A 13,405-nucleotide genomic window follows, 5' to 3' on the forward strand; every position below is an offset into this window, starting at 1 on the left:
TCTGTTTAAGCTAACTGTATACGTATTTGTTCAGATTCCTATTTGTTAAGATTCTTATTTTTTGAGAGTGCCTATGACTTCAATACCTACACACCTACAAGATGCAAAAACACTGTTATCAGAGAATGGTTTCGCGACGGGTGATACTTGGTATCACGGCACATCTTCCGCTTTATTGGCTTCTATTCAAGGCCAAGGTTTAAAACGTTCTGGAGACAAAGCGCTCAACGAAGCAGCTTCAAAAACTATGGCGACCATCGGCAACAACTACACCGAATCGGTTGAGCCAGTGTTTCTCACCCAGAGCAAAGAACTGGCATATTACTGGGCTCAACAAACCGTTCGTGAGCGAGGCGTTCGCTTCGAAGGTGAAGAACAGCCTATCGTATTAGCGGTAAACTTATCTGAAAAGCAACGTGCCAAAGTAAGACCGGACGTAGGAGCAATGAGTCTATTGATGATGAGTGTGGGCGAGCAATTCATGTCTCACCTCACTGAAATTTATCAAGCCAATAACATTGCAGGCCCCGACATCGAGCTTCGCACTGCTGATCGCATGGACTACCTCAATAAACTCGGTATGGCCTACATTGATGAAGACATCAGCCGTGCTTGTGTTCAGGAGTTAGCTGAGCCCGAGTTGGCCGACTGAAAACGTTCAACAAATCAGTCTTCTTAAAAACAAAAATGGCTCCCAATACGGAGCCATTTTTATTTGCTATAAGCCTATCTCACAAGATACAGACGCATCTAGATTATGAGCACAGAAGACCTTTCTGTGCAGGTTGCGTCATTTCGATGTCACCTTGTAGAGAACGGTAAACGATGGTGTTCCACACTTCACCATTATCCATTTCAAACTCAATAGCGTAATTCAAACCCGCGACAACCTGAGTTCGAACACTCAAGATCTGCTTGAGCTCAGCTGAAGTGTTCATTTGGCTAAGAACTGCGTTTAAAGCTTGCTTGGCTTCTGGTGTTATCTCACTTTTCGACCAACCACCCGTCAGGTTTTTAGTGCTGCAGATGGGGTTCGCATTCTCTTGCGGTTGAGTTGGTACCTCTGATTTCTGACTACACCCAGCTAACGCCACGACACTAAACAAGGTTGCTGTTCCAAGTAATGATGTTAATCGTACGTTCTTCATAAATTCTCTCTACCTCAATCATTTACGAGGGATTACTCGCAATAATGTTTCATATGCAGGCAAGCTTAAACCTCGAATGTCATCACTTCATCAGAGATTATGGTGTAACTACTCTATAAACACAGGAGATTGTCAGGAAAACAAGACGAGCACTGGAGCTCTGCTTTTATCCACCTGATATTTAAATCATTAAAATGAGTAGCGAGAGAATAAGCGAGTAATAATACAGACATAATTAATCAGATAATTACATACTTCACACCAAAAACATTCCTATCACGATTAATAAGATGAGCTCATCTTGATGTGGATTATGATATTGGTTCAAAAAATAGATATTTGAAATTATTTTATAAATCCAAAAGTTTATGCTCGACTTAATCATGTCTGATTTTAAAACTGTGATCCAACCCTACAAGTTGTTGATAATAATGTATTTTGTTCATCTTTGAATTCATTCAAATATGGAAAATCTTTATTGTTGAGGGTGAGTGCAAGTAGTAAAATCTCGCCCGATTATGCAACTTACTTCTCACACCATGGACACAAGTAAAGTTACGATTGGCTCTCTCAAAGTAACGTAACTTCAAACACATACCTAAAATCAGTGTCCTATAGATAGTGCAGATCAAATAAAAATAATTATATAAACCTAGGCTAGGTTAAACATGAAATTAACGTCGTCTTTAGGCTCACTGTTGGCTAGCAGTCTGTCTATCGAAATAAAACAGCGAGCGCTGATAGAGCTCGTCATCAGCACTTATCAGCCACATGAGCGCACTGAGCTTTTTCAAAGCGTGACTGAATATCGTAGAAGCCAATTAGAATTGCTTTTCCCAGAGCATCAAAACAAAAGCTACTCTGTATTGTTTGAGGTGATGGACTACCGCGATCTGATTCTGCGCTATCCAAATACACTATCTGCAGAGATTGCTCTTCTAGAGCAGGCTGTAGGGCAGTGCTATATGCATTGGCTAGGTTTCTGGTGTGAGTGTGAAATTGCTGCGATCAAAGCAAAATCTCCATTAAATCCAAGCTCCATTTCTCATGTCGACCTCCCTATCAATGACAGTGCTTATTACGGTGCGATCATCGAACAGATAGAACATGAGCCACTTTTGGTACAAACACCGAGTCACCCACAAGGAATGTCAATCAGCGATGCCATTGCTTTAAGCAATCTCGAGGTGTTCATCAAGGGCGAGAAATGGTTTGAGATGCTGCCTTTATTACACCTTTCTCAGGCAGGTAAGCATTTTATTCTGCTCAAGCATCCAGTCGATGAAGCCTTTCCAACACTGGTTTCCTCTGCGCTGATTCAAGACTGGTCTAAGAATGACACTTGGCTAAGTTACGCACCGCCGTTCAGCAATGAGCAATGGCAATACTGTTTACCCAATTACGGCTACGATGAACTCGCAGGGTTACAACTTTTCACACCGCCTACACTGTCAAAATGTTACTCTCTCCCAGAATTTGACCAACAATTCCAGTTACAATTGTCCGACAAATATGCCCTGTGTGAGGTGTTACGTCTGACAGTAAGTGGCAATACCCAACAAAAGCTCTATTTCCTCTACCTTTCTCAAAAAGAGCTGATGAGTGTGTTACACCAAATAGGCTATAAGATTGGCTTCACTATTATCGAGCAACCTTTCATGCTTCAGTTTTATCAAACCATTGATTCCAATGCATACTTCCATTCTGGATATTGCGAATTAAATGACGATGGCACGACAATTTATCGTGGATTCTGGAATTTTGAGATGATGGTAAAAGCGTTCAATAATGTCGATTTTCGAAGCTACAAACGCGCAGTGCGAGAAAGCAGAAAGTCATTAGAAAAGTCGCGCTCGGCAGGAAAAACTAGCTCGGTGAAAAAGGATGAACATGTTTGATTTCGGCCTAGAGGCGATCATCTATGCAAAAGCAATCACACTGCTTGCAACCGTGGCTGTGGTTGTCATGTGGTTGTTCTATTACTGCTATCGCCTGAAACAGAAGAACGAAGTGATCGCAGGGACACACCATGCCCCTTACATCGCGTATTCGATCTGCATTGTTGCGTGGATCAGCAGTAACGCTTATTTCCATACCGACTTATTACCGGAACTTGGGGCCTCGGCCGCCGTGTTCGCCGCAAAGTTTGCCAACCTCGCCTCGTTCTTTGCGTTTGCCTTTGCCTATTACTTCTCGTGCAAACTCGCCGCTGAACAACGTAATGGTAAGGTTCATGTGTGGCAGCAAGCCATTTTCGTCACCCTGACCGTCTACTCCTTCTTTATCAATTTAAGTCCGGGGTTAACCGTTGAACACGTCACCATTGCAGGCCCAAGCCAGTTCGTGATTGAGTTTGGCCCGCATACGCCGTACTTCTTTATTGGGATGATTAGCTTTGTAGTGCTAACACTACTCAACCTGGTGGCCATGCGCGCCAACAGCAGCAAGCTAACTTTAGCCAAAACCAACTATATGATCGCCGGCATTTTAGTCTTCATGCTGTCTACTGCGACGATCCACCTAGGCATGACCTACTTCTTGCGTGATTTCTCGCTCACTTGGCTGCCACCAGCTTTGTCGATAAGTGAAATGTTGTTCGTTGGCTATGCCCTGCTGACCTCGCGCTTCTACAGCGTGAAATACCTGGCGTACATGAGCCTAAATGCGATGTTGGTTTGTGCTATTTTGGTGATCCCTTTTGGCGCGATATTTATCCCGCTGACAGACGACAGTCAATGGCTTATTGCTATCCCAATCTGCGCGATTATCGGCATCACGTGGCATGTTCTCTACAAGCGCGTAAGCCACTACGCCTCGTTCTTTGTCTACGGAAACAAGAAAACGCCAGTACAACAGATCCTCTCACTAGAAGACGATTTCAAGCTGTCGATTGATGATGCAATGCGTCGATTAGGTAGCCTATTGCAGATTCCCGAAGACAAGTTGCGTCTGGTGAACAGCAACTACAACGAAACCTTCTACGAAGATTACCTGTCTACCAACAAGTCCGTTTTAGTGTTCGATGAGTTGTCTCAGGAGCTTGATTACACCGCACCAGCCAAGCGCTCAATCAAAGCCCTGTATGACAAAATGAGCTCCAACGATACCGCTTTGGTGATGCCTCTGTTTGGCCAGGGGAAATCGGTCACGCACTTGTTAGTATCGTCACACAAGAGCAACGATCAGATGTTCTCTAACGAAGAGATCTCTGCCCTGCAAACCTTATTAACTCGAGTACAAAGCACTATCGAAGCCGATAGACGCATCCGCCAAAGCCGTGCCCTTGCTAACTCAATCGCTCATGAAATGCGTAACCCGCTGGCTCAAGTGCAGTTGCATTTTGAGGTGTTAAAACAGCACATTGATAATCAAGCTCCAGCGAAACAGATCTTACTTGATATTGAGAACGGCCAAGCTGCGATTCAACGTGGTCGACAGCTGATTGATATAATCCTGCGCGAAGTCAGTGACAGTACGCCTGAACACGGCCCTGTGACCATGACCTCTATCCACAAAGCCGTAGATCAAGCCGTAAGCCACTATGGTTTTGAGAATGAAAAGATCATTGAACGCATTCGTTTACCACAACACGCTGATTTTGTAGCAAAGCTGAATGAAACCTTATTCAACTTCGTCATTTTCAACTTGATACGCAATGCAATCTATTACTTTGATTCTTATCCAGAAAGCCAAATTGAGATCAGCACCAACACCGGACCGTACGAGAACGTTCTAATATTCCGAGATACCGGCCCCGGCATTGACGAAGCCATTACACATAAAATTTTTGATGATTTCTTCTCTTACCAAAAAAGCGGTGGTAGCGGCCTAGGGCTCGGTTATTGCCAACGAGTGATGCGTTCATTTGGCGGCCGAGTTGAGTGCCACTCTAAACTTGGGGAGTTTACTGAGTTCCACCTGTACTTCCCGGTGGTACCCAATGCCCCCAAAGCAGACGCACTTCGTACGCCTTACTTCGATGATTGGAAAGGTAATCAAACTGCAACTGAAAACAAAACCAACGCTGAAGCTAAGCCAGACAACCAAGCGGCAACGCAAAATTCAGAACCAACAAGCACGCTAACCCCAGGGAATCATTTGGCTCCAACCGTACTGATCGTCGATGATAAAGAAGTACAACGCACGCTTGTTCAAATGTACTTGAGTCGACTTGGCGTCAATAGCTTACAAGCCAAAAACGGTGAGAATGCCGTCGAACTGTTCAAAACACACAAGGTCGATTTGATCTTAATGGACGTACAAATGCCGATAATGAATGGTTTTGACGCAAGCCAAATTATCAAGGCACGCTCTCCTCAAACGCCAATCATTGCTTTGTCTGGCGAATCAGGACAACACGAGTTAGATATGATCAGCAAACTGATGGATGGTCGCCTAGAGAAGCCAACCTCTTTGAAGGCACTGCAACACGTACTGGACAACTGGCTAGAGAAAGGCTGTGCCTCAAATGCTTCCAAAGAAACCGAAGATGAAGAGTAGATGCAGGAAAACACGAATCGCAATTTAGCCAGTTGATTACTGTTTGTCTCATTACATTGCTTTAATTATTCATCAAAAAGCCAGCCGAACAAGGCTGGCTCTATCAGAACTAAACGCTCTAATTAATCTAAAAGTGAACGAACATAATCAGCGATTTCTTGGTTTTGGCAATGCTCAAAGAAGCATTGTTGGAAACGCTCGCTGCCAACCGCTGTTTTCACTAGATCTTGGTCGATAGCTCTCAGAGAATCAATAAAGTTATCTTTTACCACCGCCGCTTTCACTTCATTCAAAATTGCTGCATTACGTTGCTGTGGTTCTGCACGTTCTAGTGGATACCCATTACCACGCTCGCCTGTGAACGCTTTTTCAAAGATATAACGAATGTTGAGTTCACCTGCCCAGCCAAAGCCTTTAGCAAAAGCGAGAGCGAGAGCATTGCCGTTGTTGATTTGGTTAAACAAGAAAGCATCTGATGGCTCTAGGCAGTAACCACAAACCACACCCGGGTGCAGGTTCAGTGACATCAAAGCACCTTGCCCTGTTCCACATCCCGTCACAACAAAGTCCACAGCCTTTGAGTTGATCAGAATACTGGCCATGATACCTAAGTGGATATACGTTAAGTGGTGATCATTCTCGTCGGTCATACCTAAGTTGAAAACATCGTGACCAATGCCACCCGCCACTGACTCTAGCTCAGCTGCAACCATGGCATTTTTACCTGCCTGACTGTTTTCCATCATTAAAGCGATTTTCATTTATCTTCTCCTGCAAGATTGCTGCAAACTCAAAATTTAGAATAAAAAACCAACTAGCGTGCTAACCAACCACCGTCAACAGCAATGGTATAGCCATTAATGTAATCCGATGCTGATGATGCTAAGAACACACAAGGACCTGCGATATCTTGCGGTTTACCCCAACGCTCAGCCGGAATACGCTCAAGAATCGCTTGATTGCGCTCAGCATCTTCACGCAGAGCTTGAGTATTGTTCGTTTCCATATAACCGGGTGCTATCGCATTCACATTGATATTGTCGCGCGCCCATTCGTTCGCCATAGCACGTGTCACTCCCATCACAGCGCTTTTTGAAGCCGTATAGGAAGGAACTCGAATGCCACCTTGGAATGAGAGCATCGATGCAATGTTAATGATCTTTCCGCCAGTACCTTGAGCCTTAAACTGCTTTGCAACAGCCTGAGACATAAAGAACACTGTCTTGGTGTTCACGTTCATTACGTCATCCCAATCTTGCTCTGAGAACTCAATAGCATCTTGGCGGCGAATAATTCCTGCATTGTTCACGAGAATGTCGACTTGGCCAAACTCAGCCAAAGTGCGCTCTATAACCCCTGGAATGCACGCTTGATCGAGAAGATCAGCACTCACGTTTAAGAACGAATGGCCTGCTGCACTCATTTTTTCAATAGTCTCTTCAGGTTCTGTTCGGTTAACACCGACAACCATACAACCAGCTTCCGCTAGGCCTAATGCTATGCCTTGCCCAAGACCCGTATTGCAGCCAGTCACTATCGCTACTTTACCTTCCAGACTGAATGACTCTAAGATCATGCTCGCTTCCTCAATTACATTGGATTCATTGCGTATCATTACTACCAACAATTAAATCATACAATAAGATGTAAATGCGAGAGCGACGTTGTAGAATTTCGATCTTGCACCAAAATCAGTCGAACAAGTGAAACGAGCACCACAAACTAAATGAATGGGGGGAAGTGATTTGGAGAACAGAAGCCTATAACCCACCATGAACCATGCTCTCGAAGATCACCCAAACCAGATATTGTAGGGATTTGACAACAATTCATGATTTAAAAGAGTAAAAGGGTTATACATAATAATGTGTTATCTAAATTACTGAAATTATCATGACGCTCAAAGAGATCCTTAAAATTCCCAATGTCCGCTACTTCTTAATGTTTAGAAGCAGCTACTTTGCGCGTTTTTACTACCCTATATTCACCCTACTTTATTTAGATTACGGGTTAACCCTGTCTCAATTCGCGATGCTCAATGTAGTTTGGGCGGCCACCATTGTGCTTGCTGAAGTACCGTCGGGTGCATTCGCCGATACCTTAGGCCGCAAGAAACTGGTGGTGCTGTCTTCGATTGTGATGTTTGTTGAGATCGCAATGATCGCCTTAGTGCCAACCGGAAACCCCGACTTGGTGTTCATAGTCTTTCTGATTAACCGGATTCTCAGTGGCTTAGCGATGGCACTGGCCAGCGGCGCCGACGAGGCATTGGCTTACGACACCTTAAAAGAACAAGGTAATGAAGAGTTGTGGCCGCGAGTGCTGCAAATCCAGCTTCGTGTCGCCTCAACGGTCGGTATCTTTGTCACGCTGATTGGTGCGGCGATGTACGACGTGAACTTTATGACGAACATCTTTCATTTCCTTGGACTAGCCGAACCAGAAAGCACCAAAGATCTGATGCGTATTCCTGTGTTCGCCACCCTATTTGTAGCGATGATCGCTATCTATGCCGCGATTAATATGCGCGAAGAGAAAAAGCTGATGCCAAGCGACCAAACCAAATTGGCAACCACCATCTCAAGTCTTAAATTGACGATCGATGCAGGTAAATGGGTATTCGCTACGCCTTACGTGCTGTTCATCTTGCTCTACTACAGCCTATTCGAACACACCTCACGCATGTTCCTAACCATGAACAGCCAATACTATCTGGCCATTGATATTCCAATTATCTACTTTGGTTTTATTGGTGCGGGTATCAGCTTGCTTAAGATTATATTGGCAGGACAAAGCCGAAGATTAGCAGAGAGTATGGAGGCTAAAACCTTCATTGTGGTTATGGGATTGGCAAGCATGGCGACTTATTACTGGATCAGTTTAGGTTGGTCGATTTACGGAGTCATTCCGGCACTAGTATTAATCTTTATCATCATGACGATGAACATTTTCATCAGCTACCACCTGAATAAAAAAACCGAATCACACAACAGAGCCACCGTTCTTAGTTTCAAAGGTTTGATGTTTAACCTCGGATACGGTCTGATCGGTATCTTGTACGCTTACTACTATAAGTTGGTGTCTCAGGGCTACACCGAACAAGAAATAGAACAGAACCTTGCCTTCTTGGCCTCACTGTCTTCTTTTTTCTATTACTTCACCTTACTGTTCGTTTTGATCAGCGCGCTGTTCTACTTCAAGAACAGAAAAGAAGCGATTTTCTAAACAATCGATTGATGTCGAGTGACAAGTAAATGAAGCCGTTAAGGTTTACAGCGCAAGTTTTAAAGACCGAATATTCTTCAAAACCGAGCGATTCACGCAACTGACTATTGCTTATTAAAAGAACAAGTCGCTTCTTATATTGGTTTTATTTGTTAATATAATCAGCAAATTACATAACACATGGACGCGTCATGTCTTTTAGTTGGATAGCCTTTACTCTCCTTGCTGCCTTTAGCCAATCTTGGCGCAATGCCTTTCAAAGTAAATTAAGTGGCACCATGAGCGTGGCTGGCGTAACGTTAGCGCGATTTATTTGGGCTAGCCCTATCGCCCTTATTTACCTCTGCGCCCTCTATCAATGGCAGCCCGTATCCGCACCGGATTTTTCGGGTGAGTTTGTTTTCTATATTGTTGCTGCCGCCATCATGCAGATCCTCGCGACCGGCTTAATGGTGATGCTGTTCAAGCTCGAAAACTATGCGATAGGCGCAGGCTTAGCCAAGTGTGAAGCCCCCGTATCTGCTGTGCTATCCGTATTGTTTTTTGGTACTGCTTTGACACTAACAGGTTGGGTCGGCGTACTTATTGGTACTTTAGGCGTGCTAATCATGAGTAGCGCTTCTGGCTGGCGAAGCTTGTCCCCGAAAGTGTTCTTATTAGGTATGGCGTGTAGCACCGCCTTTGCTTTAACGTCTCTTTGGGTACGGGAAGCAAGTTTGAGCATAGGGTTGCCCTTCCCTCATAGTGCTGCTTGGGTGCTGTTCCTCGTCATTTCCCTTCAGACAGTGATTATCTGTACGTATCTCTTTTTCAGAGAACGCGACACGCTGCGCCTGATATTCAAGAAGTCGAAACTAGTCATCATGACAAGCTTAGCGAGTGTTATCGGTTCTCTGGGTTGGTTTAGCGCGATGTCGCTTCAAGCCGTGCCGTACGTAAAGACACTCGGGCAAGTCGAAGTGATCTTCATGGTGTTGATATCCTATTTCTGGTTAGGGCAAAGCATCGCGCGCAAAGACATTCTTGCGCTCATCTTGCTTTCTATCGCAGCAGTATTGGTTATGTGGCAGTGACGAGCTCGTTAATATGACTAGGACAAATTGAAGTCATATTGCGACCGTTTGTTTTCGCTTGATATAACGCTTTGTCGGCTCGGCTAATAAACCCATTCCAACTCTCATGCGGGTGAAGCTGAGCAACACCAAAACTCGATGTCAGAAACATCTCATGTTCTTGTACTGCTGATACCTCTGAAATAGACAATCGCAGCTTACAAGCAATAGCCTGTGCTTGTAGGAAATTGACATTGGGTAATAAAATCATTATCTCGTCTCCGCCAAAACGGAACGCGCTGGCTGTTGGCGATGTTTTTATCGCACTTTGAACCATTTCAGCAAAAGACTTGATCACGAGATCACCCACAATGTGTCCGTGTTGGTCATTGATCGACTTAAAATTATCAATATCCATCATAATGGCACTGACAGGTGTACTCCCCGCCTGCTTCATGATGACTGGTACCATTTCATCTAATGCTCTGCGGTTTCCAAGTGCCGTTAAAGGGTCACTGTAAGATAGGTCATGAATAGACCTAAGCAACCTTGCATTAATCAACCAGAGCATCGTGAAGCTCATCGATACGATAAGAACAATACTCACTAAAAAGGCAAGCTGATGAATGAGTGCAGCCGCCATGAAATCCTGCAACTCAGCTGAAAATAGCGTCACCATTACTCGGAAAGCCATAAACCCGCCATATATCAAAAATGACAAGGCCATCATCCGAGTTGCTAAGGTCAAGTCATCACGTTGACCCTTCAATACCGCAAAAGCAGTGCAAAGAGTCACAAAGGCTAAATAGAAACTAATGAGGATGATTCGAGCCTTGATGGAAGGTTCGTAGTACGTGAAATAAATAAAACATGGTAAAAGAGCCAACATCATCAGACTGCTGAGGTAGGTGCATTTTAGGGAATATTCTCGGAATAAGCATAAGCTATACAAAGCGAGATGAAAGCCAAGCGCAATAACCATGTTGGCGCCAATAACAGTGATCCAATCAGGGAGTTCCCCTCTTAGGCTCAACATCAACGGCCCACTTCCAATAACAAATATTGAAATGGAAAAAATTGAAAGCCCTTTAATGGACTGTTGGGTAAATTGGAACAGCAACAAGCCAATGCAGTAAATGAAAGAGAACAAAATAATAATAAAATTAAGTGTTCTCATATCCAGCGAAAAACCATCCATGATTTACTCTCTTCCCTAAGCCAATTAAATCACAATATGGTCAATAATTATCTAAACCATAAATTTATTCACTATATGAATCATTACACTTTGTAAAATAGGGGATGTGTCACATATGGGGAGATCGGTATCGCATGAGTCCATGACATGGATATGCATGTAAAACTCGCCCCCCATATGGCTTCATAGCATCACTGAATCTACAGGCTTCTGCACTCGTTACTTGGTTGAATGACGACTGTCTGGCATTATGCGCCCAAGAAATCTCTAGGGGCTGTTGACCTTAGTTATTATACAGCAAAGAATGAACGAAGGTAGTCAGTGGTAGAAAACAGCCAACAATTAAGTGACCGTTACGACGAACATGGTTACTTTGTTATCAGAAATTATTTCAATGAAGCTCAAATTGCATCGCTTAGAAAAGTCGTGCTGAAATTTCATGAATCATGGAAAGCAGACAACGAAGAATTCTATAAAGAAGAAGCATTTAACTCGTCTTTAATTACGGGAAGCGAGTATTTGCTCGCCGACGATAGAAGCGTGCTTTTCGACTTCATCAGCTCGAAACAAGTGATGAACGTGGTTGATGCGGTGATTCCGAACAAACCAGCATTCATGAATACACAGCTGTTCTTCAACCCAGTAAATCCGCAACAAAAAGACTTCTGGCATCGTGACTGTCAATACGATTACGACGTTGATGACCAAATGAAAGTCATCATGGAAACCCAGGTATTGCATCTGCGAGTGCCCATTTTTGATGAGCCAGGTATGGAACTTATCCCTGGCACACACAAGCGTTGGGACAACGAAGAAGAATACAATGTTCGCCAAGAAGAAAACGGCAAAGTGAGCAGCGATGACATATCTGGCGGTAAGCAGATACCGTTAGCCGCCGGTGACTTATTGGTGTTTTCAGCGGATATGATCCACCGAGGCCGATATGGCTTGGATCGTTTGGCTTTGGATATTTTGATCTTTGATTCGGCGGCAGACTATGTCGACTACGTTGATGATGACTGTTTACCAACACCAGCCATGTTGAGCAATATTACCGACCCAAGATTGTTTATGAACACGCTACACTTAAAATCAATACAGTACTCATAATCCATAAAGGTGCCCTAACTATGACTGACACTAAACAAAACACCCGAATTAGCCAGTTCCGTTTCGGTCAGCCAAAAGAATCTCTCAAGTTAGAACATGTCGCTTTAGGGGTACTAGACAAAGATAAAGTTCGCGTACAAATTGAAGCGACTAACATCAACCCTAGTGATCTGTTGTCGATTTATGGTGTGGGCCAATACAAACATAGCCATCAGCCGCCGAGAGTACCGGGATTTGAAGCGGTAGGAAGGATTGTAGAATCCAGCAGTGCTGAGTTTATAGTGAATCAACGAGTGCTTGTGGCAACCAGTGGAACATGGCAGAACTATGTCGATGTATCACCAGATGATCTGTTCCAAATTCCTCAACATTTAGACAATGGCTACGCCTGTCAGTTGTACATTAATGCGCTAACCGCATGGGTGCTAACGACAGAAATAGCCAAGCTGACCCAAGAGGATGTGTTGATCATCAACGCGGGCAGTTCAGCCATCGGTAAGATCTTCTCCCAGTTATCAGCATCACTCGGCTTCAACATCATTGTCGTTACATCACAGCAGACACAATACCCTGCCACTTCCTGTTGGGTGATAGATGCGAACGCTGATCTAGTTTCTCAAATTAAGGCATTAGGCTTGCCTATGCCAACCGTTGCCTTTGATGCGATTGGCGGCTCACCCGGAACCGATCTTGTTCACACCCTTGGCAACAACGGGCGCTTTATCAACTATGGGTCGCTGTCGTTGGATTTTTACGAGCCACGCTTCTTTGAGTACGCGAAAAACCAACACATCGATTTCAGCACCTTCTTCTTGCGTTATTGGGAGGAAGCAGAAGGTAAAGATGTTCGCCGTGATAAGTTCACGACCATGCTAGATCACTTCATCACAAACGACATTCAGCTCGACGTTGACCGCTATCTACCATTCGATGAAGTGCAAACCGCGATTGATCTCATTGAATCGAAAACCACACGCCTAGAGGGCAAGATCATCTTACTGCCACAGTAAGTGAGAGTTGGACGATATATACCTTGTTTATTTCAACAGGCAAGACGTTCAACAGCTTACAAGCGTGCTTGTTAATACACCATCGCTTAGGAAGTTTGATTAAAGAAATCGAAGATTGAAAAGATAGCGAAGAGTTGTGGTGCATTTCTCCATAACTTAAGT

The 13,405-nt window shown here is 44.1% G+C and carries 11 protein-coding genes; 7 read left to right on the plus strand and 4 right to left on the minus strand.

Annotated features, from left to right (window positions below):
* Positions 1-73 precede the first annotated feature (73 nt).
* Positions 74-652 carry a hypothetical protein gene (locus tag AB4558_RS17400; protein WP_017067975.1) on the plus strand — a complete coding sequence of 193 codons (579 nt, stop codon included), beginning with the start codon at positions 74-76 and terminating at the stop codon, positions 650-652.
* Positions 653-755: 103 nt separating this feature from the next.
* On the opposite strand, the gene AB4558_RS17405 is transcribed toward AB4558_RS17400, so the two are convergent.
* On the minus strand, positions 756-1,148 hold the full coding sequence (locus AB4558_RS17405; RefSeq protein WP_017064277.1) for a cystatin domain-containing protein: 393 nt from the start codon (positions 1,146-1,148) through the stop codon (positions 756-758).
* A gap of 668 nt (positions 1,149-1,816) precedes the next feature.
* Here AB4558_RS17405 and AB4558_RS17410 point away from each other — a divergent pair.
* Both AB4558_RS17410 and AB4558_RS17415 read left to right on the plus strand, forming a co-directional pair.
* Positions 1,817-3,046, plus strand: a complete 1,230-nt coding sequence (locus tag AB4558_RS17410; RefSeq protein ID WP_372074505.1) for an acyl-homoserine-lactone synthase — start codon at positions 1,817-1,819, stop codon at positions 3,044-3,046.
* Positions 3,039-5,648 (plus strand): response regulator, encoded by a 2,610-nt coding sequence (locus AB4558_RS17415; RefSeq protein ID WP_372074503.1) that lies wholly within the window; start codon positions 3,039-3,041, stop codon positions 5,646-5,648. The genes AB4558_RS17410 and AB4558_RS17415 overlap by 8 nt, the downstream gene beginning before the upstream one ends.
* Positions 5,649-5,770: 122 nt before the next feature.
* On the opposite strand, the gene AB4558_RS17420 is transcribed toward AB4558_RS17415, so the two are convergent.
* Positions 5,771-6,409: an RpiB/LacA/LacB family sugar-phosphate isomerase gene (locus AB4558_RS17420; protein WP_017059986.1), complete on the minus strand. Its 639-nt coding sequence runs from the start codon at positions 6,407-6,409 to the stop codon at positions 5,771-5,773.
* 53 nt (positions 6,410-6,462) lie between these two features.
* Positions 6,463-7,224, minus strand: coding sequence for a 2-dehydro-3-deoxy-D-gluconate 5-dehydrogenase KduD (gene kduD / locus AB4558_RS17425; protein WP_017059987.1), 762 nt, complete (start codon positions 7,222-7,224; stop codon positions 6,463-6,465).
* 317 nt (positions 7,225-7,541) lie between these two features.
* Here kduD and AB4558_RS17430 point away from each other — a divergent pair, with 317 nt between their 5' ends.
* Both AB4558_RS17430 and AB4558_RS17435 read left to right on the plus strand, forming a co-directional pair.
* A complete protein-coding gene (locus AB4558_RS17430) occupies positions 7,542-8,873 on the plus strand; it encodes an MFS transporter (protein WP_017059988.1) in 1,332 nt (443 codons plus the stop codon).
* A 191-nt stretch (positions 8,874-9,064) separates the two neighbouring features.
* On the plus strand, positions 9,065-9,946 hold the full coding sequence (locus AB4558_RS17435) for a multidrug transporter (protein ID WP_372099890.1): 882 nt from the start codon (positions 9,065-9,067) through the stop codon (positions 9,944-9,946).
* Here the strand turns inward: AB4558_RS17435 and AB4558_RS17440 are convergent.
* Positions 9,933-11,123 (minus strand): GGDEF domain-containing protein, encoded by a 1,191-nt coding sequence (locus AB4558_RS17440; RefSeq protein WP_372158948.1) that lies wholly within the window; start codon positions 11,121-11,123, stop codon positions 9,933-9,935. The genes AB4558_RS17435 and AB4558_RS17440 overlap by 14 nt on opposite strands.
* A gap of 321 nt (positions 11,124-11,444) precedes the next feature.
* On the opposite strand from AB4558_RS17440, the gene AB4558_RS17445 reads away from it, so the two are divergent.
* Together AB4558_RS17445 and AB4558_RS17450 are read left to right on the plus strand one after the other, a co-directional pair.
* Complete coding sequence (locus tag AB4558_RS17445) at positions 11,445-12,233, plus strand: phytanoyl-CoA dioxygenase family protein (RefSeq protein ID WP_372158950.1); 789 nt, start codon at positions 11,445-11,447, stop codon at positions 12,231-12,233.
* A 20-nt stretch (positions 12,234-12,253) separates the two neighbouring features.
* Positions 12,254-13,243 (plus strand): zinc-dependent alcohol dehydrogenase family protein, encoded by a 990-nt coding sequence (locus tag AB4558_RS17450; protein WP_372158951.1) that lies wholly within the window; start codon positions 12,254-12,256, stop codon positions 13,241-13,243.
* Positions 13,244-13,405 lie beyond the last annotated feature (162 nt).

It is taken from the genome of Vibrio sp. 10N.222.51.C5 (assembly GCF_041474575.1).
Classification (GTDB): domain Bacteria; phylum Pseudomonadota; class Gammaproteobacteria; order Enterobacterales; family Vibrionaceae; genus Vibrio; species Vibrio crassostreae_C.